The organism is Sphingomonas sp. jy18 (assembly GCF_056931895.1).
On record NZ_JBXPBT010000007.1, the window covers coordinates 37,061 to 60,813 of the forward strand.

The 23,753-nt window shown below is 66.8% G+C and carries 32 protein-coding genes; 21 read left to right on the forward strand and 11 right to left on the reverse strand.

Translation table 11 applies throughout. The annotated features are described in order from the left end of the window. Positions 1 to 105: 105 nt before the first annotated feature. Complete coding sequence (gene sciP, locus AC0QC4_RS14410) at positions 106 to 405, reverse strand: CtrA inhibitor SciP (RefSeq protein ID WP_483660602.1); 300 nt, start codon at positions 403 to 405, stop codon at positions 106 to 108. 97 nt (positions 406 to 502) lie between these two features. Further along, positions 503 to 814 (reverse strand): hypothetical protein, encoded by a 312-nt coding sequence (locus AC0QC4_RS14415; RefSeq protein ID WP_483660603.1) that lies wholly within the window; start codon positions 812 to 814, stop codon positions 503 to 505. Between the two features lie 148 nt (positions 815 to 962). Here AC0QC4_RS14415 and mnmA point away from each other — a divergent pair, with 148 nt between their 5' ends. Continuing rightward, on the forward strand, positions 963 to 2,087 hold the full coding sequence (gene mnmA / locus AC0QC4_RS14420) for a tRNA 2-thiouridine(34) synthase MnmA (RefSeq protein ID WP_483660604.1): 1,125 nt from the start codon (positions 963 to 965) through the stop codon (positions 2,085 to 2,087). Positions 2,088 to 2,093: 6 nt separating this feature from the next. On the opposite strand, the gene AC0QC4_RS14425 is transcribed toward mnmA, so the two are convergent. Continuing rightward, positions 2,094 to 2,453, reverse strand: coding sequence for a hypothetical protein (locus AC0QC4_RS14425; protein WP_483660605.1), 360 nt, complete (start codon positions 2,451 to 2,453; stop codon positions 2,094 to 2,096). 7 nt (positions 2,454 to 2,460) lie between these two features. On the opposite strand from AC0QC4_RS14425, the gene AC0QC4_RS14430 reads away from it, so the two are divergent. After that, entirely contained in the window at positions 2,461 to 3,573 is a 1,113-nt protein-coding gene (locus tag AC0QC4_RS14430; protein WP_483660606.1) for a serine hydrolase domain-containing protein, read from the forward strand. 54 nt (positions 3,574 to 3,627) lie between these two features. Continuing rightward, on the forward strand, positions 3,628 to 3,834 hold the full coding sequence (locus AC0QC4_RS14435; protein WP_483660607.1) for a hypervirulence associated TUDOR domain-containing protein: 207 nt from the start codon (positions 3,628 to 3,630) through the stop codon (positions 3,832 to 3,834). On the opposite strand, the gene AC0QC4_RS14440 is transcribed toward AC0QC4_RS14435, so the two are convergent. Next, a complete protein-coding gene (locus AC0QC4_RS14440) occupies positions 3,827 to 5,335 on the reverse strand; it encodes a YifB family Mg chelatase-like AAA ATPase (protein WP_483660608.1) in 1,509 nt (502 codons plus the stop codon). The two genes, AC0QC4_RS14435 and AC0QC4_RS14440, sit on opposite strands and share 8 nt — an antisense overlap. 164 nt (positions 5,336 to 5,499) lie before the next feature. Here AC0QC4_RS14440 and AC0QC4_RS14445 point away from each other — a divergent pair, with 164 nt between their 5' ends. The 15 genes from AC0QC4_RS14445 to AC0QC4_RS14515 all read left to right on the forward strand — a co-directional run bounded on the left by AC0QC4_RS14445 (position 5,500) and on the right by AC0QC4_RS14515 (position 15,310). Continuing rightward, complete coding sequence (locus AC0QC4_RS14445; protein WP_483660609.1) at positions 5,500 to 6,201, forward strand: TetR/AcrR family transcriptional regulator; 702 nt, start codon at positions 5,500 to 5,502, stop codon at positions 6,199 to 6,201. Beyond that, positions 6,198 to 6,581 carry a DUF1428 domain-containing protein gene (locus tag AC0QC4_RS14450; RefSeq protein WP_483660610.1) on the forward strand — a complete coding sequence of 128 codons (384 nt, stop codon included), beginning with the start codon at positions 6,198 to 6,200 and terminating at the stop codon, positions 6,579 to 6,581. Before AC0QC4_RS14445 ends, AC0QC4_RS14450 begins: the two co-directional genes overlap by 4 nt. A 2-nt stretch (positions 6,582 to 6,583) precedes the next feature. Next, a complete protein-coding gene (locus AC0QC4_RS14455) occupies positions 6,584 to 7,408 on the forward strand; it encodes a VOC family protein (RefSeq protein ID WP_483660611.1) in 825 nt (274 codons plus the stop codon). Continuing rightward, positions 7,405 to 7,755, forward strand: coding sequence for an MmcQ/YjbR family DNA-binding protein (locus AC0QC4_RS14460; RefSeq protein ID WP_483660612.1), 351 nt, complete (start codon positions 7,405 to 7,407; stop codon positions 7,753 to 7,755). Before AC0QC4_RS14455 ends, AC0QC4_RS14460 begins: the two co-directional genes overlap by 4 nt. Further along, positions 7,752 to 8,231 (forward strand): VOC family protein, encoded by a 480-nt coding sequence (locus tag AC0QC4_RS14465; RefSeq protein ID WP_483660613.1) that lies wholly within the window; start codon positions 7,752 to 7,754, stop codon positions 8,229 to 8,231. Before AC0QC4_RS14460 ends, AC0QC4_RS14465 begins: the two co-directional genes overlap by 4 nt. Next, positions 8,231 to 8,902 carry a dihydrofolate reductase family protein gene (locus AC0QC4_RS14470; protein WP_483660614.1) on the forward strand — a complete coding sequence of 224 codons (672 nt, stop codon included), beginning with the start codon at positions 8,231 to 8,233 and terminating at the stop codon, positions 8,900 to 8,902. Before AC0QC4_RS14465 ends, AC0QC4_RS14470 begins: the two co-directional genes overlap by 1 nt. Beyond that, the gene (locus AC0QC4_RS14475; protein ID WP_483660615.1) at positions 8,896 to 9,558 is read left to right on the forward strand and encodes a glutathione S-transferase family protein; all 663 of its coding nucleotides are present in this window, start codon (positions 8,896 to 8,898) and stop codon (positions 9,556 to 9,558) included. The genes AC0QC4_RS14470 and AC0QC4_RS14475 overlap by 7 nt, the downstream gene beginning before the upstream one ends. 19 nt (positions 9,559 to 9,577) lie before the next feature. After that, positions 9,578 to 10,036 (forward strand): SRPBCC domain-containing protein, encoded by a 459-nt coding sequence (locus tag AC0QC4_RS14480; protein WP_483660616.1) that lies wholly within the window; start codon positions 9,578 to 9,580, stop codon positions 10,034 to 10,036. A gap of 394 nt (positions 10,037 to 10,430) precedes the next feature. After that, the gene (locus tag AC0QC4_RS14485) at positions 10,431 to 11,171 is read left to right on the forward strand and encodes an alpha/beta hydrolase (RefSeq protein WP_483660617.1); all 741 of its coding nucleotides are present in this window, start codon (positions 10,431 to 10,433) and stop codon (positions 11,169 to 11,171) included. A gap of 102 nt (positions 11,172 to 11,273) precedes the next feature. Beyond that, complete coding sequence (gene rpmH, locus AC0QC4_RS14490; protein WP_483660618.1) at positions 11,274 to 11,408, forward strand: 50S ribosomal protein L34; 135 nt, start codon at positions 11,274 to 11,276, stop codon at positions 11,406 to 11,408. A gap of 35 nt (positions 11,409 to 11,443) precedes the next feature. Beyond that, complete coding sequence (rnpA, locus tag AC0QC4_RS14495; RefSeq protein WP_483660619.1) at positions 11,444 to 11,947, forward strand: ribonuclease P protein component; 504 nt, start codon at positions 11,444 to 11,446, stop codon at positions 11,945 to 11,947. Continuing rightward, the gene (gene yidD / locus AC0QC4_RS14500; protein ID WP_483660620.1) at positions 11,944 to 12,156 is read left to right on the forward strand and encodes a membrane protein insertion efficiency factor YidD; all 213 of its coding nucleotides are present in this window, start codon (positions 11,944 to 11,946) and stop codon (positions 12,154 to 12,156) included. Before rnpA ends, yidD begins: the two co-directional genes overlap by 4 nt. Before the next feature lie 44 nt (positions 12,157 to 12,200). Beyond that, on the forward strand, positions 12,201 to 13,958 hold the full coding sequence (gene yidC, locus AC0QC4_RS14505) for a membrane protein insertase YidC (protein ID WP_483660621.1): 1,758 nt from the start codon (positions 12,201 to 12,203) through the stop codon (positions 13,956 to 13,958). Positions 13,959 to 13,971: 13 nt separating this feature from the next. Next, a complete protein-coding gene (gene yihA, locus AC0QC4_RS14510) occupies positions 13,972 to 14,637 on the forward strand; it encodes a ribosome biogenesis GTP-binding protein YihA/YsxC (RefSeq protein ID WP_483660622.1) in 666 nt (221 codons plus the stop codon). A 1-nt stretch (position 14,638) separates the two neighbouring features. Beyond that, the gene (locus tag AC0QC4_RS14515) at positions 14,639 to 15,310 is read left to right on the forward strand and encodes a glutathione S-transferase family protein (protein WP_483660623.1); all 672 of its coding nucleotides are present in this window, start codon (positions 14,639 to 14,641) and stop codon (positions 15,308 to 15,310) included. 36 nt (positions 15,311 to 15,346) lie between these two features. Here the strand turns inward: AC0QC4_RS14515 and AC0QC4_RS14520 are convergent, their stop codons facing one another. The 4 genes from AC0QC4_RS14520 to AC0QC4_RS14535 form a co-directional block, all read right to left on the reverse strand. Further along, positions 15,347 to 15,955, reverse strand: coding sequence for a LysE family translocator (locus tag AC0QC4_RS14520; protein ID WP_483660624.1), 609 nt, complete (start codon positions 15,953 to 15,955; stop codon positions 15,347 to 15,349). Beyond that, a complete protein-coding gene (locus tag AC0QC4_RS14525) occupies positions 15,952 to 16,419 on the reverse strand; it encodes a cupin domain-containing protein (protein WP_483660625.1) in 468 nt (155 codons plus the stop codon). Before AC0QC4_RS14525 ends, AC0QC4_RS14520 begins: the two co-directional genes overlap by 4 nt. Before the next feature lie 49 nt (positions 16,420 to 16,468). After that, positions 16,469 to 16,720 (reverse strand): hypothetical protein, encoded by a 252-nt coding sequence (locus tag AC0QC4_RS14530; RefSeq protein WP_483660626.1) that lies wholly within the window; start codon positions 16,718 to 16,720, stop codon positions 16,469 to 16,471. Positions 16,721 to 16,798: 78 nt separating this feature from the next. Next, on the reverse strand, positions 16,799 to 17,005 hold the full coding sequence (locus AC0QC4_RS14535) for a cold-shock protein (RefSeq protein WP_483660627.1): 207 nt from the start codon (positions 17,003 to 17,005) through the stop codon (positions 16,799 to 16,801). A gap of 432 nt (positions 17,006 to 17,437) precedes the next feature. On the opposite strand from AC0QC4_RS14535, the gene dapE reads away from it, so the two are divergent. Further along, on the forward strand, positions 17,438 to 18,577 hold the full coding sequence (gene dapE, locus AC0QC4_RS14540) for a succinyl-diaminopimelate desuccinylase (RefSeq protein WP_483660628.1): 1,140 nt from the start codon (positions 17,438 to 17,440) through the stop codon (positions 18,575 to 18,577). A 105-nt stretch (positions 18,578 to 18,682) separates the two neighbouring features. Here the strand turns inward: dapE and AC0QC4_RS14545 are convergent, their stop codons facing one another. The 3 genes from AC0QC4_RS14545 to AC0QC4_RS14555 all read right to left on the reverse strand — a co-directional run bounded on the left by AC0QC4_RS14545 (position 18,683) and on the right by AC0QC4_RS14555 (position 21,368). After that, positions 18,683 to 19,330, reverse strand: a complete 648-nt coding sequence (locus tag AC0QC4_RS14545) for a Smr/MutS family protein (RefSeq protein ID WP_483660629.1) — start codon at positions 19,328 to 19,330, stop codon at positions 18,683 to 18,685. A 3-nt stretch (positions 19,331 to 19,333) separates the two neighbouring features. After that, on the reverse strand, positions 19,334 to 20,599 hold the full coding sequence (mltA, locus tag AC0QC4_RS14550; RefSeq protein ID WP_483660630.1) for a murein transglycosylase A: 1,266 nt from the start codon (positions 20,597 to 20,599) through the stop codon (positions 19,334 to 19,336). Between the two features lie 103 nt (positions 20,600 to 20,702). After that, complete coding sequence (locus AC0QC4_RS14555) at positions 20,703 to 21,368, reverse strand: Tim44/TimA family putative adaptor protein (RefSeq protein ID WP_483660631.1); 666 nt, start codon at positions 21,366 to 21,368, stop codon at positions 20,703 to 20,705. Between the two features lie 236 nt (positions 21,369 to 21,604). On the opposite strand from AC0QC4_RS14555, the gene secB reads away from it, so the two are divergent. Both secB and murJ read left to right on the forward strand, forming a co-directional pair. Beyond that, entirely contained in the window at positions 21,605 to 22,132 is a 528-nt protein-coding gene (secB, locus tag AC0QC4_RS14560) for a protein-export chaperone SecB (protein ID WP_483660632.1), read from the forward strand. Positions 22,133 to 22,156: 24 nt separating this feature from the next. Continuing rightward, positions 22,157 to 23,737: a murein biosynthesis integral membrane protein MurJ gene (gene murJ / locus AC0QC4_RS14565; RefSeq protein WP_483660633.1), complete on the forward strand. Its 1,581-nt coding sequence runs from the start codon at positions 22,157 to 22,159 to the stop codon at positions 23,735 to 23,737. The last annotated feature ends 16 nt before the right edge of the window (positions 23,738 to 23,753 follow it).

Below are 23,753 nucleotides of genomic sequence, written 5' to 3' on the forward strand. Positions count from 1 at the left end.
CCTCCACTATTCGCCCGGGCGGGGAGTGCCCGGATCGCATCACCGCGCCTCGGCGGTTGTGGAGGCTCAACAATCTATCGCGGATTGGGTTCCGTTCGTCGCGCGTCAGAAACGCTGTTGGCGTTCGTACAGGTCGCGATACTGGCGAATTCGCGTAACGCGCAGGCCCGGCATGCCGGCACGATCGATGGCGCGCTGCCAGCCGGCGAATTCTTCCAGCGTCAGCGAATAGCGCTGACACGCCTCGTCGACAGAGAGCAGCCCACCGCTCACTGCGGCAACCACTTCGGCCTTGCGGCGCACCACCCAGCGAGTGGTCTCGGGCGGCGGCAGCGACTCGAGCGTCAGCGGCTCGCCCAGCGGGCCAATGACGCGGTCGGGGCGGAGGGCGGGAGATTCTTTCATGCGATCCTCGGGAATCCGGGCACGGCGCACTGCGCATCCGTTGCTGCACACCGATCTAGCCGGCCCGGCTGAACATTGGTTGAAATGCGATGGTTAATCACGCGCTTACTTCCTGAACCGTGGCTTGGACGCGACCGACCGAGCAGTCGGCAAAGCGCGCACCAAGGCCCCCGCCCCCTTGGCCTTCGCCCCCGTGGCCCTCACCATCGCGATGATGGCCGGACAACAGCAGCAGCGGCAGCGCTGCCTCTGCATGCCGCACATGGGCGTCGGAGACTTCCGCCAGCGCCCGCGCGGTAGGCGTTGCCGATTGACGGGCCGCGATCACCGCACGCACGATATCGAACGGCAGCCGCTCGGCAGCGTCGCCCGGAATCGGGCCGGCAGAATCGGGGCGGAAATTCTCCATGCCCACCGCGATAGGCGGGGCATGGCTAAGGTCCGGTAAAACCCTGCTTCATCCCTCGTTAGCGAGTTGCAAGGCGCAACGTTCCCGCCCGGCCGCCGCAACCGCTGGATTTCAGCGCTCCCCGCGCCTACATGGCGCCCGCAAGCTCATGGTCGATTTCCAGCTCCCGCATTCTGCCACCGGCACCCAGCGCCCACGCCGCATCGTCGTCGCCATGTCGGGCGGGGTCGATTCGAGCGTGGTCGCCGCCCTCGCCCATGCCAGCGGCGCGGAGACGATCGGCGTCACGCTGCGCCTCTATGATTCAGGTGCCGCCCCCAAGCGCGCCGGCAGTTGCTGCGCCGGACAGGATATTCGCGATGCGGCTGCCGTCGCCGCGCGTTTCGGCTTCCAGCATCATGTCGTCGATCACGAAAGCGCGTTCCGCCAATCCGTGGTCGAAAGTTTCGCCGACGAATATCTCGCCGGCCGCACCCCCATCCCCTGCGTCCGCTGCAACATGGGGCCGAAATTCACGGACTTGTTCCAGATCGCCCGCGATCTCGGCGCCGACTGCCTCGCAACCGGCCATTATGTCCGCCGCGTGGAAGGTCAGGCGGGCGCCGAACTGCACCGCGCGCATGATCCCGCGCGCGACCAGAGCTATTTCCTCTTCGCCACTACCCAGAGCCAGCTCGACTATCTGCGTTTTCCCCTCGGCGACCTCCCCAAGAGCGAAGTCCGCCGCTTCGCTGCAGAAATGCGCCTGACTGTCGCCGCCAAGCCCGACAGCCAGGACATCTGCTTCGTCCCCGACGGCGATTACGCCAAAATCGTCACCAAGGTCCGTCCCGACGCTGCGACCGACGGCGCCATCGTCGACCAGTCGGGCAGGGAACTCGGCCGCCACAAGGGCATCATCCACTACACTGTCGGCCAGCGGCGCGGGCTGGAAATCGGCGGCATGGCCGAACCGCTCTACGTCGTCCGCATCGACGCCGCGCAGCAGCAGGTCGTCGTGGGGCCCAGAAGCGCCCTCGCCGTCTCCGCCGCCCGTCTCACCGAGTGCAACTGGCTCGCCGACCCTGCCGCACCGTACGACGCCCCCCTGATGGCGAAGGTCCGCAGCATGGCCAAACCCGCCCCCGCGCGCATGGAAGGCGACCGACTGGTCTTCACCACTCCCGAATATGGCGTCAGCCCCGGCCAGGCCGCCGTGCTCTACGCCGGTGACCGCGTCATCGGCGGCGGGTGGATAGCGGAAACGGAAAGCGCGATGCTGGCTGCAACCTGACGGCGGTCAGTCGTCCAATAGCACGCACCCCGTCGCGCCTTCGTACCGCGCGGTTCGGCTGGCCAGCAGCGGCACGCTCGCCCGCACCGCGCGCTCTTCGGGCAGGTCTTCGATGCTGACCAGTTCCATCCCCGGCTCGAAATCGGTCGGACAACTGCCGATCTCGCGCCCCTGCACATAGCGGCAGGAACAGCCGATCCGCGCGCCATAGGCGGCACCGGTGTCGGCCAGCGCCAGCCAGGTCGGGAATTGCCAGATGGCGTAGGCACCCAGCGCCAGCAGCGCGGCGACCGCGATCAGCAGCCAGCGCGGCCGTGGTCGCCGGGCGGTTGTGGTTGAGCGCGGGGTATCGGTTGGGCTAGGCATGGCGGCCATGAACCGCAAAAGCCTGTTGCTGGCAAGCCTGATCGGCTGCGCCCTGCCCATCGCCTTGGCCGCCTGCAGCCGCGCCGCGCCGCCTGACGGCCCGGTGCGTGTGCTGACCGAGACGCGCGCCACCGCCCCGGTCGAAGCCGAACTGGCGCGCCTCTTTGCCGACCATGACGCAATGGGGGAAACGCGGGCGCTGCTCATCCTGCGCGACGGCGAACCGGTCTACGAGGCCTATGGCCCTGGTTTCGGCCCGGACTCCAAGCTGATCAGCTGGTCGATGGCAAAGTCGGTCACCGCTGTGCTGATCGGATTCATGGTCGCCGACGGGCGGCTGGTGCTCGACGATCCGGCGCCCGTCCCCGCCTGGCAGCGGCCGGGCGATCCGCGCGGCGGCATCACCCTGCGCCAGTTGCTTCACATGTCATCGGGGCTCGAGCATTCGGAAGAGGATACGGAGGCACCCTGGACCACTGATACCGTGCAGATGCTGTTCGGCGCCCATGCCGGCGACATGGCTGCAATGGCCGAAGCCAAGCCACCCGAAGACGCGCCGGGCCGCACCTATGAATATAGCAGCGCAACGAGCGTGATCCTGTCCGACATCCTTGCGCGCGCGCTGACCGATAGCGAGGTGCCCGCGGCCCGCCGCGATGCGGTGCGCGCGCTGCTCAACGGTCGTCTCGCCGCCCCGCTCGGCATGACCAGCCTGACGCCCGAGTTCGACGCGGCGGGGACCATGATCGGCGGCTCGATCATGCATGCCACCGCGCGCGACTATGCCCGCTTCGGGGAATTCCTGCGCCGGCGCGGGGAGACGCCGGATGGCACGCGGCTGATCCCCGAAGGCTGGATCGATTTCATGCTTACTCCGGCGCGGACCGACGGCGGTTATGGCGGCCACATCTGGCTCAACCGCCCGCGCCCGCCCGGCTCGGGTGTCGCGCTATGGCCGCAGGATGGTCCGGCCGACCTGTTTGCCTGCATTGGCCACCAGGGCCAGTTCATCATCGTTTCGCCGCGGCAGAAGCTGACCGTGGTCCGCCTCGGCATCTCGACCGACGCGCAGATTGCCAACGTCCGCGACGGCTTGCAGCAGGTGATGGCGGGCTTGTGAGGAACCGGGTGCCGATTGCGGCGTCATGCCGGTATCGCAGCAAGGGAGCGCGTCGTGGCACATCGGGTCGGATCGAAAGTTAGCTGGACCTGGGGTAGCGGCACCGCCCATGGCAAGGTGATCGAGACGTTCGACCGCCATGTCCAGCGCACCTTGAAGGGCGCGAAGGTGGTCAAGAACGGCAGCGCCGACAATCCCGCTGTGCTGATCGAGCAGGAAGATGGGACAAAGGTGCTCAAGCTGAAGAGCGAGCTTAGTTGACCGGCGCGCGCCGCCGGTAGCTCAGCGCCTCGGCGATATGGATGCGTCCCACCTGCTCTGCGCCTGCCAGATCGGCGACGGTTCGCGCAACCCTCAGCACCCGCGTATAGCCGCGCGCGCTGAGACGCATTGCCGCGGCCGCCTGCGCGAGCAGGGCCTTGCCGGGTTCGTCAGGGGTGGCGTGGTCGCTCAGTTCGTCGCCATCGGCCTCTGCATTGGTGCGCGCCTTGCCGCCGGCATAACGCGCGGTCTGGAGCGCTCGCGCCGCCGCAACGCGGGCGGCGACCGTGGCGCTATCCTCTGCCGGCGCGGGGTTGACCAGATCGGCGGCGCTGACCGCCTCGACATCGACTGCAAGGTCGATGCGGTCGAGCAGCGGCCCGGACACGCGCGCCTGATAATCGGCGGCGCAGCGCGGCGCGCGGCTGCAGGCCAGTGCGGCGTCCCCCAGATGGCCGCAGCGGCACGGGTTCATCGCCGCAACCAGCTGCACCCGCGCCGGGAAGGTGACATGCGCGTTGGCGCGGGCGACGCTGACGGTGCCGGTCTCTAGCGGCTGGCGCAGCGAATCGAGCACAGGGCGCTGAAACTCCGGCAATTCGTCCAAGAACAGCACGCCGAGATGCGCGAGGCTGACTTCGCCCGGCCGGACGCGCAAGCCCCCGCCGACCAGCGCCGGCATCGATGCGCTATGGTGCGGTGCGCGGAACGGGCGGCTGCGAACCAGCTTGCCGCCTTCGAGCAGCCCGGCGACCGAGGCGACCATCGAAACTTCGAGCGCCTCGGCAGGGGTGAGGTCGGGCAGTATGCCGGGCAGGCAGGCCGCGAGCAGCGATTTTCCCGAGCCCGGCGGGCCGCTCATCAAAAGATTATGCCCCCCGGCCGCAGCGATCTCGAGCGCGCGCCGCGCCACCTCCTGCCCCTTGACCTGCGCCATGTCGGCCATGCGCTGCGGCGGGTCGGCCTCGGCCAGCACCGGCGGCGGGATATGGCCGCTGCGATTGAGATGATTGAGCAACGCGAGCAGGTCGGGCGCGGCAATCACTTCCACCTCCCCTGCCCAGGCAGCCTCCGGACCCTGCGCGGCGGGACAGATCAGCCCCAGGCTGCGCTCGCTGGCGTGGAGCGCGGCGAGGAGGACCCCAGGGGAGCCGGCGATGCGGCCATCCAGCCCCAGTTCGCCGACGATGACATAGCTCGCCAACGTCTCGGCATCGACAACGCCCATCGCACCGAGCAGCGCGAGCGCGATTGGCAGGTCGTAGTGCGAGCCTTCCTTGGGCAAATCGGCGGGAGAGAGATTGACGGTGATGCGCTTGGGCGGGAGCGACAGGCCAATTGCCGAAAGCGCGGCGCGGACACGCTCGCGGCTTTCCCCCACCGCCTTGTCGGGCAGGCCGACGATGGTGAAGCCGACCATGCCCGGCGCGATCTGGCATTGCACCTCGACCGGCACGGCATCGAGGCCGAGATAGGCAACTGTCGCGGCAATCGCGACCATTTGGGGCTCTCCGTAGCTGCGGCAGCGAACCCCGAGTTTGCCCGTGCCTTGTTTGTTCCCGATTGGTGACATGGATGGAGACGCAAGTCGAGAGCGGCCTGCAAGGCACCCCAAAGTTTCGCAACAAGATTGACACATACCGACTGGTCGGTATGTTTTCCGGCATGAGCCCGACTCGTCCCGATGCAAAGGCAGACAGCCTGACCGCTGGCAGACCGGCCGTCGCAAGCCGCCCACGCGAACGGGCGCAGCGTGGCACGGCTCGGCGGGCATTGATCGACGCGGCGCATCAGGTTGTGCGGCGTCAGGGCTATGCGGCGACCTCGGTCGACGATCTTTGTGCCGTCGCCGGCGTGACTAAGGGCGCGTTCTTCCACCATTTCACCTCCAAGGAAGCACTGGCGGTCGCTGCTGCCGATGCCTGGACCGAACGGGCGCGCCCGCTGTTCGAGATGCCGGGGGCCAACGCAGACGACCCGCTCGTCCGCATCATGGCCCATCTCGACGTGCGGCTGGCGCTGCTCGACGGGCCGGCGGAAGGATTTACCTGCTTTGTCGGCACGATGGCGCAAGAGGCGTTCGCAACCAGCCCGGCCATCCGTGCTGCGTGCGATGCCAGCATTTCCATCTATTGCGAGCGACTGGCGGAGGATTTTTCCGAGGCGCTGGAGCGCTACGAGGTGCCAGGCGACGTCACCGCGATCGGCCTCGCCCGCCATGTGCAGACAGTGCTGCAAGGCGCTTTCGTTATGGCCAAGGCAGCGGGCGACCCGGCGGTCGCACGCGAAGCCATTGGGCACCTCAAGCTTTATATCGACATGCTGTTTGCGCGGGGGCGCTCTTTGGAAGTGGGAGAAGTGCCATGAGTTACATCGACGGGTTCGTCATCGCCGTGCCCAAGGTGAACAAGCAGAAATTCATCGACCATGCCGAACAGGGCGATGCCGTGTTCAAGGATTTGGGCGCGACACGCATCGTCGAATGCTGGGAGGACGACGTGTCCGATGGCAAGGTCACCGATTTCCGCCGCGCCGTGCAGGCGACGGCTGACGAGGCGGTGGTGTTTAGCTGGATCGAATGGCCGGACAAGGCCACTCGCGACGCGGCGATGGCGACGATGACTGACTGGATGAACAATCCGGAAAAGGCCGATCCGCGCATGGACCCGGCGAAGAACCCGATGCCGTTCGACGGCAAGCGGCTGATCTTTGGCGGCTTCTCGCCTGTCGTCGTGCTGGGAGAATGACCATGGCCAATCATCATGGCGACTTCATCTGGTATGAACTGATCACGCCGGATGCCGATGCAGCGCGGGAATTTTACGAGAAGGTGGTCGGTTGGACGATCGAAGCGGCGCCGTCGGGCCCGATCGACTACCGCATGATTACGGCAAGCGAAGGCAATGTCGCCGGCTTGTTGCCGCTGACTCAGGAGATGACCGAGGGCGGCGGACGTCCATGCTGGATGGGGTACATCGCGGTGGAGGATGTCGACGCCATGGTCCAATCTGTCGAGCATGGCGGGGGCACGACCCACATGCCCGCCATGGATATCGCAGGTGTCGGGCGCATCGCGATGGTCGCCGATCCGGCGGGCGCGACCGTCTATGTCATGAAACCGACGCCGCCGGCCGACCAACCAGACGCCACCAGTAACGCCTTCTCCTATGACAAGCCCCGCATCGGCCATTGCGCCTGGAACGAACTGTCGACGTCGGATCCCGATGCCGCGATCTCCTTCTACGGCACGCGCTTCGGCTGGGTGAAGGACGGCGAGATGGATATGGGCCCGCTGGGAGCCTATCAGTTCCTGCGCCACGTCGGCCGGGCGCCCGAGGGCGCACCGATGGGCAGCGGCATGCTCGGCGCGGTCTATCCGCTCATGCCGGACGCCGACCGGCCCCGCTGGCTCTTTTATTTCCGCGTGCCGGACATCGATGCTGCAGTCGCGCAGATCGAGGCAGGCGGCGGACGTATCCACCAGCCTCCCACCGAGATACCCGGTGGCGATTTCTCGCTGGTCGCACTCGACCCGCAGGGCGCCTGGTTCGGGCTGGTCGGCGGACGGTTGTGAGCGCCGCCGATCCATGTTTCGAGAGGGTCGCCCGGCTTGCGCTGGCGCTGCCCAAGGTGGAGCGCACGACCAGCTATCGCACCGACGCTCTGAGCGTGGCGGGCAAGAGCTTCGTGCGGATGAAGGAGGGGATGGTCGGCGTGCTCGTCGTCCATCTCCCGCTCGACCTCAAGGAAGCGCTGATCGAAGCCGAGCCGGACAAATATTTCGAGACGCCGCACTATGCCGGCTACCCCGCCATGCTGGTCCGCCTCGATGCGGTCAGCGACGAGGAACTGTCGACCCGGCTCGATTGTTCCTGGGCGCAGAAAGCGCCCGCCAAGCTGCGCAAGGAGCATGACAGATGAGCAAGGCCACCATTTGCATCTGGTATGACCACGCCGCTGAGGAAGCGGCCCATTTCTATGCCAGTGTCTTTCCCGACAGCCATGTCGGACCTGTCCAGCGCGCCCCGCTCGATAATCCCGGCACCAGAGCCGGCGCGGTGATCGTGGTGCCGTTCACCGTCTGCGGTATCGCCTGCATCGGCCTCAACGGCGGGCCGATCTTCCCGCACAGCGAGGCCTTTTCGATCCAGATCGCGACCGAGGATCAGGAGGAGACCGATCGCTACTGGAATGCCATCGTCGGCAATGGCGGGGCGGAGAGCCAGTGCGGCTGGTGCAAGGACAAATGGGGGGTCAACTGGCAGATCACGCCGCGGGTGCTGACCGATGCGATGGCGCAGGGCGGCGCGGTGGCCCAGCGCGCCTTCGGCGCGATGATGACGATGGGCAAGATCGACGTCGCCGCGATCGAGGCGGCCGTGCGGGGAGACGGCTGATGCGCCGGATCATCGCCAGCGCCTTCATCAGCCTCGACGGCGTGATCCAGGCGCCCGGCGGGCCGCAGGAGGATATCGGCGGCGGCTTCACCGAAGGCGGCTGGGTGTTCAAACTGTGGGACGAGGGCATCAACGACACGCTCGGCACGCTGTTTTCCGGCCCCTACGATCTGCTGCTGGGTCGGCGCACCTATGACATTTTCGCGGCCTACTGGCCCTATGTGGAGGGCGAAGAGGCGGGGATGGGCGAGGCGTTCACCCGTGCCGCCAAATATGTGCTGACCCGCAGCGAACAGCCTCTCGACTGGGCCAACAGCCACCGGCTGGGCAGCATCGCGGATGTCGCGGCGGTCAAGGCGGGGGACGGGCCCGACCTCATCATTCAGGGCTCCTCGACCCTCTATTCCGGGCTGCTCGCCGCTGGGCTGATCGACCGGCTGACGCTGATGATATTGCCCCTAACGCTGGGCAAGGGCAAACACCTGTTCGGCGAAGAGACGCAGCCGGGCTTGCTGACCATGATCGAGCATCAGGTGACCGCCAAAGGCACGGTGATCGCCACTTACGTGCCAGGTGGCGCCCTGCCGCCCTACCCCGCCGAGGCGCCCGGTCAGAGCAGCAGTGCAGCCGAGGCCGAGCGGCAGCAGCGGATGCAGGAAGGGACATGGTGATGGACTATTTCGGCCACCCCTTCTCCTCCTACAGCTGGAAGGGCGAAATCGCACTGATCGAGAAAGGCGCACGCTATCGCTTTCGCCAGATTGGCGACGACCAGCCGGAGACGATGGCGGAACTGCACGCAGCCTGGCCGGTCGGACAGTTTCCGTTGCTCAAGCATGGCGAGACCATGCTGTTCGAGGCATCGATCATCATCGAATATCTCGACCAATTGCTGCCCGGTGGGCCCAGGCTGATCCCGGCAGACCCCGCCGCCGCGCTTGAGGTCCGCTGGATGGATCGCGTGTTCGACAACCATCTGCAGGCGCGCGTTCAGGCGGTGGTCGGCGAATATCTGCACTTCATCACCGCCCAGCCCGACCCGATGCGGATCGAGCGTGCACGCGGGCTGCTCGAAAAGGCCTATGCGTGGCTGGAGCCCAGACTGGGCAAAACCGAATGGGCCACCGCACACGGCTTTTCACTGGCCGACTGCGCTGCCGCCCCGGCGCTGTTTTACGCCGACTGGGTGCACCCGATCGATACGCGCTACGTCGAGGTGCGGGCCTATCGGGCTCGGCTGCTCACGCGGCCCTCGGTAATGCAGTGCGTCGAGGCGGCCCGCCCCTATCGCAGCTATTTTCCGCTGGGCGCGCCGGATCGCGATTGAAGACGACGAGGAGGATGGAATGACCGGAAATGCAGACAATGGCTGGGCATTGACGACCTCACGCCACATCGCGGCGCCGCCAGACAAGGTGTGGGACGCCATGAAGAATCGCATGCCGGACTATTTCTGTCCGCGCCCGTGGCGCTGCGAGGTGGTTGCGCAGGACTGGCGCGTCGGCGGACGCTCCGCCACCGTGATGCACGGGCCGGACGGCGAGCGACATGACAATGAGGGCGTGTTTCTGGACGTGGTCGAGGGCGTGCGCTTCACCTTCACCGATGCGTTTCGCGAAGGCTGGATCCCCTCCGGCGAGCCGTTCATGGCCGGCACGTTCGAAGTCGCACCCGAGGGCGACGGCACGCGCGTGACCGGTAGCGCCCGCCACTGGAACGAAGCCACCATGCAGCGCCACGAGGCGATGGGCTTCTCGGCCGGCTGGCCGGTGGTGTTCGACCAGTTGGCGGAATTGGTGGAATAGAGGGGCTTAGCGAAGTGGTCTTGGTGGCCAAGGGCGCAGCATTGGGCGGCTGGCCATCCCCTTGCCAACCCCTCACGCCGCCGTCGCCCCGGACCTGATCCAGGGCCAGGCTTCTCTTTCTTGCCGAGACACGGGCAAAAAAGAGAAGCCCCGTGCCAAGCGCGGGGCGACGATGAAGCGGGGCAGAGTTCAAGGCGCTCCGATCACCTGATTGTCCTGCTTTGCACATCGGGCCGCATTTTCGGTCACGCCCCACGCCAACGCAGGACATGGTTAACCCCCGCCCAACCGCACCCGTTACAAGCCGGGCAATGCTGCGGGGCACATAGCCTGCCGCGTGGTCCACACCCCCGCCCTTCTCCGTCGCCTGTTAGGCTGTCTGGTCCCGATAGCCGTGGCCGCAAGCCCCGTTGCGGCCTGGGCGGCGGAGGAGACCGGCGATGTCATCGTTGCCGGCGGCTGGTCCGCGGACGATGCATCCCTGACGTACAGCGAGACCAGCGAGAGCTGGGTGACCGGCGATGGCGATGCACTGTACGATGGCGAGCCCGGCAAGGCGCGGCTGGCCGAGGTGGAGCTGGTTGCCGATGCAAGCGTGCCCAGCCGAGACGCGCTGGCGCGCTATGGCCCCTTCCATCTGGTCAGCGGCGATACGGTCGAGATGATCGGCACGGTCGACAGCACGACCCCGCGCCAGTTTGCCGCACTGCTGGCGGCGCATCCCGGCGTGCGGCGGCTGGTAATGGTCGATTGTCCGGGTTCGGTCGATGAGGCCGCCAACCATGTGCTGGCGCGGGCGGTACGCCGCGCCGGGCTGGAGACAATTGTACCGGCGGGTGGTTCGGTGCGGTCAGGTGCGGTCGACCTTTTCCTGGCCGGTGTGCGGCGGCGGGCGGCCCCATCGGCCGAATTCGGCGTGCACAGCTGGCGCGACGAGGATGGCTACGAGGCCCGTGATTTCCCCGCCGACGATCCGGTGCATGCCGAATATCTGGGTTATTACCGCGAAATGGGCCTGGACGACGCAGCGGCGCGGCGCTTTTACGCGCTTACCAACAGCGTCGGTTTCGACGATGTCCGCTATCTGGGTGCGCGCGACATGGCGCGGCTGGGATTGGCAGAGATCGCAGGGTAAATCTTGACTTGGCGCACCGAATCCCCTAGCGCGCCGCTCACTGAAAGGCCGCCCGGACGTTTGGCGGCCCTTTTCTTTAATAGTCGAACAGAAAGCAGACCGATGAAGCGCACCTTCCAGCCGAGCAACCTTGTCCGCGCCCGCCGCCACGGTTTCCGTGCCCGCACCGCGACCGTCGGTGGCCGTGCTGTGCTGCGTGCCCGCCGCGCCCGCGGCCGCGCCAAGCTGTCGGCCTGATCCAGCCCGACATGGCCGGGCAAGAGCGCTTGCCCTTGCGCCGCCTGACCAAAAGGTCCGAATTTCTCGCCGCCAATGCCGGTGTGCGCGTGCCGATGCCTGCATTTGTGCTGATCGTGCAGCCGCGCGGCGATGAATTGCGCGATGCCGGATTCGGCATCACCGCCACCAAGAAGCTGGGCGGCGCGGTCATCCGCAACCGCGTCAAACGCCGCTTCCGCGCCGTGGTGCGCGAGGTTTTCCCCAATCATGCGATTGCCGGCGCCAATCATGTGCTGATCGGTCGCAGCGACGCGCTGACTGTCGAGCATGCGCGGCTGAAGGCGGATGTCGCCAAGGCATTGGGCAAGGCTGTGAAGCGGCTGGGCGAGTGGCAGGAAAAACCTCCCCGGAACGGGGAGGGGGCCCGCGAAGCGGTGGAGGGGTCGCGAGCACCGCGAGCGTCAGCCCTCACCGATAGCGCGAGTGCTCGCTTCGCTCGCGACCCCTCCGTCTCGCTGCGCTCGCCACCTCCCCGTACCGGGGAGGTTCAAAAGTGATCGCCCGCGCGCTCATCCTCATCGCGCGCGGCTGGCAGCTCGGGCCGTCGCGGGTCCTGCCGCCGACGTGCCGCTATGCGCCATCCTGCTCTTCCTACGCCATCCAGGCGTTGCAGAAACATGGTGCAATCAAGGGTGGATGGCTGGCGGTGAAACGGCTAATGCGCTGCCACCCGTGGGGCGGGCATGGATATGATCCGGTCCCGTAACCATATGCCTGGCGCAGTGACCAAACCGAAAGACCAAAAACCCCGTGGACGATAAACGCAATCTCGTGCTGGCGATGGTGCTGGCGATGCTGATCCTGTTCGGCTGGCAGGCCGCCACCAGCTATTTCCTGCCGACCCCGGCGCCGACGGCGAAGGCTGGCACGACCGCGGGCGCTACGGCCGGGGCCGCAGCAGGCGCGACGACTTCAGGCACAACCGCACCGGCAGCGCCGGCTGCTGCCGGTGCGGTCCCGCCGGTTGCCGGTGTTCAGGCTACGCGGTCGGTGCCCGCCGTGCTGCGCGATACGCCGCGCGTCGCCATCGAGACGCCGAAGCTGCGCGGATCGATCAACCTGCGTGGCGCGCGGATCGATGACCTGGTGCTGCTGCGCTATCGCCAGACGGTCGACAAGGATTCCGACCCTGTCCGCCTGTTCGCGCCGGCGGGGACGCGCGACTATTATTTTGCCGGCACCGGCTGGGCCGGAAACGGGCTTGTCGCGCCCACCGCCCAGACGCAGTGGACTGCCCCTGCGGGCGCACGCCTGACCCCGTCGACGCCAGTAACGCTGACGTACGACAATGGCCGCGGCCAGATTTTTGAAATGACCATCGCGGTCGATGCCAATTACATGTTCACTGTCACCCAGAAGGTGACCAACCGCGCCACTGCGCCAGTGGCGGTGCAGCCCTTCAGCTTCCTCAGTCGCCAGGGCGTGTCTCCGGATCATGACACCTGGACCATCCACACCGGGGCGATGGCGGTGTTCAACGGGGCGGCCGACTATATCAACCTCGACCGCATCCGCGATGTGCCGGGGCAGACGCTGACCCAGACCACCACGGGTGGCTGGCTGGGCTATACCGATCATTTCTGGCTGGGCGCAGTCATCCCAGATCAGGCCCGCGAAGTCACCGCGCGCTTCACGCGTCAGGCGGGCGCCAAGCATCAGGCCGATTTCACCGAAGCGGCGAGCATCCTTGCTCCCAACGCAACGCGCAGCTCCACGAGCCGCATCTTTGCAGGCGCCAAGGAAACCGACGTACTCGATGCCTATACCGATGGCGGCGTCGTCCTGTTCGATCGCGCGACCGACTGGGGCTGGTTCATCTGGTTCGCCAAGCCTATCTTCTATCTGCTCGACTGGCTGTTCAAGCACATCGGCAATTTCGGCGTCGCGATCATGGCGTTGACCCTGATCATCCGCCTGCTGATGTTCCCTATCGCACAGAAGCAGTTCACCAGCATGGCGGCGATGCGCGTCGTGCAGCCCAAGGTGAAGGCGATCCAGGACAAATATGCCGACGACAAGCCGCGCATGCAGCAGGAGATGATGAAGCTCTACAAAGACGAGAAGATCAATCCACTGGCCGGATGCCTGCCGATCCTGATCCAGATTCCGATCTTCTACGCGCTGTACAAGAGCCTGATGCTGACCGTGGAAATGCGCCACCAGCCCTTCATCCTGTGGATCAAGGATCTGTCGGCGCCCGACCCGATGCACATCCTCAACCTGTTCGGTCTGTTGCCGTTCAATGTCCCTCCGATCCTCGGCATCGGCGTGCTCGCGGTGCTGCTGGGCATAACCATGTTCGTCCAGTTCAAGCTCAATCCGCCGCCGCCGGACCCGGTGCAGGCGCAGGTGTTTTCGATCATGCCATGGATGCTGATGTTCGTGATGGCGCCGTTCGCCGCCGGCTTGCTGGTCTACTGGATCACCAACAACATCCTGACCATCGCCCAGCAGAAACTGCTCTACATGCGCTATCCGGCGATGAAGACCGCCGTGGCCACCAAGTGAACAGGGCTGGCACATGAGCAGGACCGGGCCCGACGAGGAGGCGCAAGCCCATTTCGCGCTTGTCGAGCGGGCCCGGGTGTTGTTTTCCGGGCGGATCGAATTCCTGAAATCCGCGCCGAAACTCGAGTTTCTCCCCGCGCCCGACGTGCCGGAAATCGCCTTTGCCGGGCGCTCCAATGTCGGCAAGTCGACGCTGATCAACGCGCTGACCGGGCGCAAGGCGCTGGCGCGCGCGTCGAATACGCCGGGGCGGACGCAGGAGCTGAACTTCTTCGATGTCGGCGAGCCGCTGGCGTTCCGGCTGGTCGACATGCCGGGCTATGGCTTTGCCGAGGCACCGAAGGATGTCGTCAAAAAGTGGCGCTTCCTGATCAACGACTATCTGCGCGGGCGGCAGGTGCTCAAACGCGCGCTGGTGCTGGTCGATTCGCGCCACGGGCTGAAGCCGGTCGATCACGAGGTGATGGACATGCTCGATGCCGCCGCCGTCAGCTACCGGCTGGTGCTGACCAAGGGCGACAAGATCAAGGCGAGCGAGCTGGCCACGGTAACAGCAGCAACCGCCGCAGAAGCCCGCAAGCGGCCCGCGGCGCATCCCGAGGTGCTGGCGACCGCTGCGGAGAAAGGTGGCGGCATCGCCGAGCTGCGCGCGGCGGTGCTGGAAGCGGTGGAGAGTTAAGATGAAACTGTTCATCGGCAACAAGGCCTATTCCTCCTGGTCCCTGCGCGGCTGGCTGGCGGCCAGGCACAGCGGCCTGCCGTTCGAGGAAATCACCGTGCCGCTGTACAATCAGGACTGGGACCAGCGGCGCGAGGGCGACGAATTCGCGCCATCGGGCGGCAAGGTGCCGATCCTGTGGGATGGCGACGATGTGGTGGTGTGGGACAGCCTCGCCATCATCGACTATCTCGACGAGAAGACCGGCGGCGAGCGGGCCTACTGGCCGTCGGGCGCGGCGGCGCGGGGCATGGCGCGATCGATGGCCGCAGAGATGCATTCGAGCTTCTCGGCGCTGCGCAAGAACCACAGCATGAACATCCGCCGCATCTATGATGCGCAACCGCTGTTGCCCGATGTCGAGGCCGATGTCGCGCGCATCTGCCAGCTTTGGGCCGAGGCGCGGGCGCGCTTCGGCGGCGCGGGCGATTTCCTGTTCGGCGAATGGAGCGCGGCGGACATGATGTATGCGCCCGTGGTAACCCGCTTCGTCACCTACTCCATTCCCCTGCCGCGCTTTGCCCTGCCCTATTGCCAGTCGGTGATCAGCCACCCGCACATGCAGGAATGGATCGGCGGCGCGCAGGCCGAGGATTGGGTGATCGAGAAGTTCGAGGGACCGGCACAGGGGTGACCACGCAGGGGGGGAGGGCGCTCCCCCCGGGCCGCGTCAGCGTGCGGTGCCGACAAACAGCCAGACCGCGACACCTACCAGGCTCAGCGCCAGCAATCGCCGGACCCTCCGCGTGCGCGCCGGATCGATCATCCAGCCGTGCGAGGCCGAGGCGGTCAGGACGATCCCCAGATGGACGGTGGTGGCGACCGCGGCACCCAGCAGGGCCAGCAGCATCGCCCCGCTCCAGCCGCTGCCCGACGGCAGAAACTGCGGCAACACCGCCGCATAGAACAGGAAGCTTTTGGGGTTGACGCTGTTGATGGCGAGCCCCCGCCAGAAGTGGCGGCCGCCGCCCGCGAGCAGCGCCGGGGAGCTTTCCCCCGCATCGCGCCACCCTTCCCACGCCAGCCACAGCATCAGTGCAGTGCCGGCATAGCGCAACGCCTGCCATGCCCATGGCTCGGCTGCGAGCAGGGCGGCAAATCCGGCGGCAGCCAGCACGGCATTGACGATCAGCCCGATGGCGACGCCAGCAGTCGCCGCTAACCCCGCCGACCGGCCTTGTGCCAGCGTCAGGGCCGCCAGCCATGCCATGTTGGGGCCGGGCGTGAGTTCGACCAGCAGGATGGTGAGCGCAAAGCCCGGCCAGTCGATGCCGCTCACGCTATCCGCTGCGTGTCATAGGGCGTGCCATCTTTGCGGGTATAGCCATCGGGCGTGAACAGCATGTCGATATCCGAATAGCCGCCGCCGCTGTCATATTGCTTGCTGCCGCCCAAGGCGACGAAGACGCAGTCGGCGTCGCTTTCGTTGATCAGATGGTGGCCGTTGGTGCTGCCCTTAGGCCAGACGGCGATGTCGCCGGGGCGCATCGGGGTGCGACCGTCATCCTCGACCAGCACGGCCTCTCCGGCAATCATGACCAGCATCTCGTCCTCGCCATTGTGCCAGTGGCGTTGCGAGGACCATGCGCCGGGTTTCAGCACGACATGACTGGCGGCGAACTGGGTGAGCCCGGTCGCCGGCGCAAGACGGCGATACCAGCGGCCCTGCACGGGCGCATCATGCGGCGCCGGATAGCCGGTGGCATTGGTCTGGGGAATGGCATCGAGATCGAGTTTGGGCATGGCGGGTCTCCGGTGAGACCAGCCTAGCCGGATACACGCCAAGTGCGAATCATTCCGCTGCAGTGCGCCTCGACCCGGCCTGGTCCAACTCGACATTCTCGTTGGCGGCGGCGACACGCGCTGCGCTCGCTTCCTCGCGCTCGACGCGGGCGACGGATACGCGCTGCGCCTTGGTGGCGAGCGCCATCCATGTCTTTTCGGCGCGCTCGAAATTCTCACGCACATTGTCCAGCGTGGCTGCATCGGCAGATTTGCGGGCCGCCTCTGCCTGGGCGAGGCAGAATTCATAATTGTCGGCCATGGGTATTCCCTCTGCGGTGTCGGATAGGGCGATCCCCCCGCCCCGGCACGCGGCCGGAGCGGGGAAACCGGCATGATGTCAGGCAGCGCTCAGATTGGTCGCAGCCATCTTGCCGCGACGATCGGCCTCGAGCTCGTAGGAAACGCGCTGGTCCTGCGTGAGGGTGCGCATGCCGGCTGCTTCAACCGCCGAGATGTGGACGAAGGCATCATTGCCGCCGTCTTCCGGTGCGATGAAGCCATAGCCTTTGTCGGCGTTGAAGAATTTGACGGTGCCGATTGGCATGATGGTAGTTCCTTAGGTTGGGCCGGAAGAGAAGTTTCCACAGTGTGCCGCCCGGCCCGGACGCCAATTCGTGAAAGCGAGGTCGCCTGACGCTGCGCGCGGCGCACGGCCGGTCGCGGATCGGGTGAGGCGGAAAAGAAAAAGCGCTCCGGCCTATCAAGCGGGAGCGCGGTCGGGCGGTCAGGCCGGAGTCTCTCAGCCGGTCAACGCTTGAAGGGCGGAGTTGACCGATGGAGGCGGTGTAGCACAGCAGGACGGGTTTGTCGCGCTCCATCTTTGCACAGCCTTTGTGCTGCCCTGCGCAGGCAGGGGGCCATCACCTGAGTACGCGTATCGATCGAGCCTCGCGTTTTGGGACGGGTCCGGAGATAGGCCCCTGCCTGCGCCGGGGAGCAGGTGCTTTTGATATTCGGCTGCGCTATCGCCACACGCATGGCCAGCATCTCACCCATCGACGTCGTCGACCTCACCTCCCGCCTGATCGCGGTGCCCAGCGTCACGCCTGCTACTGGCGCGGTGTTCGATGTGCTGGAGGAGGCACTGATCGGCGCGGGGTTCAGCGTCGAACGCTTTGTCGAGGGCGAGGCGCCGGACGGGCCGGTGGAAAATCTGCTGGCCACACGCGGCACCGGCGGCACCCACATCGGCTTTGCCGGACATCTCGATGTGGTGCCGGCGGGCGACGGCTGGACCGGCAGCGCCTTCGAGCCGCGCCTTGCCGGCGGGCTGCTCTACGGGCGCGGCGCAGTCGACATGAAAGGCAGCATCGCGGCCTGGGTAGCGGCAGCAGCGGCGGTGCCGCACGACGCCGGGACGCTGAGCCTGATCATCACCGGCGACGAGGAAGGCCCGGCGACCTTCGGCACCAAGCTGCTAATGGAGCGGATGGAGGCGCGCGGGGTCAAGCCCGACTGCATCCTGGTGGGCGAGCCGACCTGTGTCGCGCGGCTGGGCGACATGGTGAAGATCGGCCGGCGCGGATCGGTGGTCGTCTGGATCACCGTGCCAGGCAAGGAAGGCCATGTCGCCTATCCGCATCTGGCGGACAACCCGATCCCCCGGCTGGTGCGCATCCTCGACCGCATCGACCGGCTGGTGCTCGATGAAGGCAGCGACCTGTTCCAGGCGAGCAATATCGAGCCGACCACGGTCGATGTCGGCAACCCGGCGGGCAATGTCATCCCCGCCAAGGCCTCCGCGCGCCTCTCGATCCGCTTCAACGACCAGCAGCGTGGAGAGGAGCTGGGACGGATGATCGAGCGACTGGTCCACGCCGAATCGCCCGAAGCCGAGGTGCGCTGGACCGTCTATGGCGAAGCCTTCCGCACCCGGCCGGGGCCGTGGGTCGATCTGGTGACCACCGCGATCACCGATGTGACGGGGGTGGTGCCGGAGCGATCGACCACCGGCGGCACCAGCGATGCGCGCTATCTGCATGTGCTCGGGCCAATCGTCGAGTTCGGCCCGCCGAATGCGACAATGCACAAGCGCGATGAGGCGGTGGCGGTGGCGGATTTGCAGGCGCTGGTCGGGGTGTTCCGGTTGGTTATCGAGCGGGGGTTGGCTGGGTGAAGGTCGGCGCACCTTCGTCATTGCGAGCGTAGAGAAGCAATCCGGGGCGCTGCTGCGCAACACTGGATTGCTTCGCTGCGCTCGCAATGACGATGGGAATTCGACTTAGCCGTTCTTCCGCAACACCACATACACCGCCCCTGCTCCGCCGTGCCTCGGGTGGGCGTTGCGAACCGCCAATATCCGCCGCGCGTGATGGCTGTGGGCGAGCCAGGTGGCGAGTTCGCGGCGGATCGCGCCGCGCGGGGCCTCGTCCGGGCCGCGGGCTTTTCCGGCGATGACGAGGATGATGCGTACGCCGCTGGCGGCCGCGCGGTCGAGCGCGCGGGCGAGCTGGCTGTGCGCGCCGGACAGATTATGGCCGTGCAGGTCGATGACCATGTCCGGCGCCGCGCGCCCGGTCCGCAGCGTGCGTTCCCAATCCTTGGCTAGGAGGGAGGCCCCGACAGCATCGTCGCCGCGGCCTTGAGCCGGGGCTGCTGGCAGAGTTGCGCTGCGTTGCGGGCGGCCCCGAAACAGGTCCGGGGGGACAGTGACAGGCGTGGCAGTGCTACCCGATCCGCTCATGTCGAGCGAAGTCGAGACACGGGCCTTTCCAGCCTTGGTCTTTGCGTGCTTGGCGGATGGTGTTTCGACTTCGCTCGACATGAGCGGGGGTGAGAGGGTTGCGGTTGCTTTCGCCTTCAACGGCTTCACCGTCGCCTTGATGCGCCGCCAATTCTGCTCGCCCACATCAGGCGGCGGCTTCGCCACAAATCACCGCCCACCGGTCAGCCGCTGGACGCTCGCCACCGGCAGCAGGATCAGCGCCGCGCCGCGCGAGCTCATGCCCCCCGCAATGGCGCGGGCATCGTCGCCTGCGCCCCAGAAGGTGTCGAAGCGGTTGGCGCCGCGGATTGCTCCGCCGGTGTCCTGCGCGATCCACAGGCCGGTTGCTTCGGCGCGGTCGAATGCGAGAAACACCGGTGCGCCGAGCGGGACATAGGCCGGATCGGCAGCGACGCTGGCGCGCGGCGTGACCGGCAGACCGAGGGCGCCGAGCGGGCCGGGGCCGGTCAGCTCGCGGAAGAACACCCAGCTGCCATTTTCCTGCATCACCGCGCGGCCGCCGTCCGGCTGTCGGCGCAAATAGCCCATCAGGCCCTGCATCGAGGCTTCCCCCGGCTGGAGCACGCCGCGATCCCTGAGCAGGCGGCCGATGCCGACATAGTCCCGGCCATTCTGCCCGGCATAGCCGATACGCATGATGCTGCCGTCGGGCAGGCGCAGCCGGCCGGACCCCTGGATCTGCAGGAAGAAAAACTCGACCGGATCGGCCGCCCAGGCAATCTCGAGGTTGCGCCCGGCAAGCGCGCCCGCGTCGATGGCAGCGCGATCATGATATTGGACGAAGCGGGTGCCATCCACCCTGCCCCGGATACGCCGACCTGCGAGATCGGGGTTCCACTGGCCGAGATCGGCCTCGATGAGATCGGCAGGGAGGCCGTAGACCGGCACCTCATAACCGGGGCGGCGGGTGCGCGAGCCAAGGATTTCCGGCTCGTAATAGCCGGTAGCGAGCCCACGCCCGTCACCCACCTGCACGGTACGGAAATGGGTGGCAAAAAAGCGGATGGCGTCGCGATCATCCCAGCCCCTTGCCGCGTCGCACGCGGGCTGCCAGTCGGCGGGCTGGGCGAGGCCGCTGCTGTCCGCGCGGCGCACCAATGCGGGGCAGGAAATGCGGAAGGCGCCGAGCGCGCGGCTCGCGCCTTCGGGCGTGAGCCCGAGGCTGGCGACGTCACGCCCCGGCTGCACGCCAGCACTGCGCGCGTTGGCGGCGTCGGCCGGCGGCGCAGGGGCGGGCAGCGGGGTGCCGGGCGGCGCGGGCGTCGGCCGCGCTGCCGTCTCGCCCGCAGTCGGCGCCGGTGCGGGCATGCCGCTGGGCGGACGCGGCCCGCCGCTGTCGGGGATCACCGACGCGCAGGCGCCGAGCGCGGTGGCTAGGGCGGTGACGGTGAGGAGGCGGGTGAAGCTGGGCATGCGTGGGTCATAGTCCCACACATTGGATCAAGTCGAGCGACTTGGTTTTGCAAGTCCGTGATCGGTGTTCTCCTGCAAAGGCAGGGAACACCGATCTGCTCCGTCAATCCGCGTCGGTTTCGTCAAGCAGCCAGTTGGGGTCGCGGCTGGAGATGTCGCGCACGAAGCTCCAGCTGTCCTGCGTCGGGACGGCGTCGGTCATCGATCCGGCGACGATGCGGGCCTCGCTGTCGCGCGTGATCGCGGCGATATCGGCATCGAAACGGACGGTCAGCCGCGCCACGCCATTAGCCAGCGAGGCCGAGGTGATGATCGCCTTGTCGATGGTGACCAGCCGGTTGTCGAGCGTTTCGCCGCGTGCCTCGCGCTCCGCAATCGCGGCATCGAACGCGGCATAGCTGTCCGCATCGCACAGGCCCTGCAGCGTTTCCCGGTCGCCCTTCCAATAAGCTTCCAGAATCATCCGATAGGCCGCCTTGGCGCCGTTGACGAAGCGGCCGACATCGAAGTTGCGGTCCGCCGACAGGATGGCGCGGATGCCGACTTCGGCGGCCGGCTCATAGACGGTGCCGACGGCCGGCGCGGGGGCAGGCGCGCGCGGCAAATCGGCCTGAGGCGCGGTCGGCGCGCTGGCCGGCGCGGTGCGCGGGCGTTCTTCGCTGCGCGGCAGCATCGGCTCCTGATCGCGACCATGTTTGCCCAGCACCGAATAGAGCCTCAGGCCAAGAAAGGCTGCGATCAGGGCGAGGATGACGATGGTGGTGGTCACTGGGTCACTCTTCTTCTAGCCGCCCGCTCCGCACGGGTCATTGCCGGGAATGTAGGATGATATGCTGCCTGTTTCAAACCGCAACCCTGCCATGAGCGAGATTAAGCGCAAATGAAGCGCCTGCGACACACATTGCGCCGGTTGAGGGCGGCTGCTAGGGCGCTCGCCACATCGCGGGGGCCGCTAGCCTGCCCCCGCAAACCGCGATTTTCCAGAGAAAGAGTGATTTCCCGATCATGGCCGACGAAACCGCCCCGAACGACACCATCGACGTTGCCGCACCTGCCAATGGCATGGACACCGGCCCGGCAATCGGTCTTATTTCGCAATATGTGAAAGATCTGTCGTTCGAGAATCCGAACGCGCCCGCCACCTACCAGTGGCAGAGCCAGCCGCAGGTCGATGTGCAGTTCAACATCAGCTCCGCGCTGATCGCCGACGGCGTGCACGAGACGGTGCTGAAGATCGAAATCAGCTCCAAGCGGCCCGAGGGCACCGACTTCATCGTCGATCTGGCCTATGCCGGGCTGTTCGCGGTGCGCAACGTTCCCGAAGACCAGGTGCACGCCTTCATGTATGCCGAAGCGCCGCGCATCATCTTCCCCTTCGCCCGCCGTGTCATCGCCGATGCCGTGCGCGACGGCGGTTTTGCCCCGCTGCTGCTCGAGCCGATCGACTTCAACGGTCTCTATCTGGCGCAGCGCGAGCAGATGGCAGCGCAGGCGGCGGCCGATGGGCTGGACCAGCCGGTCGGCAACGCCTGATCCGCGACTGACAGGTTCGCAGCCGTGGGCCTGATCCGCACAGTCTCCACCATCGGTTCGCTGACCCTGGTCAGCCGCTTCCTCGGCATGGCGCGCGACATATTGTTTGCGCGCTATGTCGGGGCCGGCATGGCGTCCGATGCCTTCCTGATTGCCTGGCGCCTCCCCAACCTGTTCCGCGCGCTCTTTGCCGAAGGGGCGTTTGCCGCGGCCTTCGTGCCGATGTTCAACCGCAAGATGGCAGAGGGCGACGCGGCAGAGGCCGGTACCGGGCTCACCGTTGCGCGCGTCTTTGCCGGGCAGGTCCTGTCCGTCCTGTTCCCGGTTCTGGTGGTTTTCACCGTTGCCATGATGCTGGCCGCCGGCCCGATCGTCTATGCGATGACCGGTGGCTTCCCCGGCGAACCGGCTGAGAAGTTCGAGCTGGCGCGCCACCTGACCATCATCACCTTCCCCTATCTGGCGCTGATCAGCCTGGTGTCGTTGCTGGGCGGCATATTGAATTCGGTCGGCCGCTTCTGGGTCAACGCCGCCGCACCGATCTTGCTCAATCTGGCGCTGATCGTCGCGCTGCTGTTCTTCCGCGGGGCGACCCCGGTTGAAACCGCGACCACGCAGGCGATCGCGGTGACGCTGGCGGGCGTCGTGCAGCTTGCCTGGCTGATTTTGGCGTGCCGCTCGGCAGGGGTATCGCTGCGGCTGGGCTGGCCGCGGCTGTCGCCCGACGTCAAGCTGATGCTGGCGCTGCTCGCGCCAGCGGCGATCGGCCAGGGCGCCATCCAGATCAACCTCCTCGTCTCCACGACGCTGGCGGCGCGCTTCCTCAGCGAAGGTGCGATCAGCTGGATCTATTTTGCCGACCGGCTGAACCAGTTGCCGCTGGGCATCATCGGCATCGGCATCGGCACCGCCATCCTGCCGCTGCTGTCCCGCCAGATCGGCAGCGGGGACGAGGGCGCGGCCAATGGTACGCAGAACCGGGCGATAGAGATGGCGCTGTTCCTCTCGCTGCCCGCCGCCGTCGCGCTCGCCTTTGCCGGTGTCCCCATCGTGCGCGGGCTGTTGCAGCATGGCATTTTCGACGCGGCCGACACGGTGGCGACAGCCAATGTCCTCGCCGCCTTTGCCATCGGCATCCCGGCCTATGTGCTGATCAAGGTGCTGACGCCCGGCTTTTACGCGCGCACCGACACCAAGACGCCGGTGCGGCTGGCGCTGATTTCCATGCTGGTCAATCTGGTCGGCAATCTGGTGCTGATCTGGCCGCTGGGGCATGTCGGCGTCGGCATTGCCACGGCCGCTGCCGCCTGGGTCAATGTGATCCTGCTCTATGCAGTACTGCACCGGCGCGGCCAGTTGAGCATCGAGACGCGGCTGCTGGCCAAATCGGTGCGCATAGCGCTGGCGGCTGCGGCGATGGGCGTGGCGCTGTGGTTCGCCGGCGGCATCGCCGACAGCCATATGGCCGGGCATCTGCCGGAACGGGTGCTGTGGCTGGGGCTGCTGTGCGGCGGCGGCCTTGCCATCTACGTGCTGGCGTCCTTCGCCTTCGGGGCCTATCGGCTGTCCGAACTCAGAACCCTGCTGCGCCGCCGCGCGGCCTGAACCGACAAGAGACGGA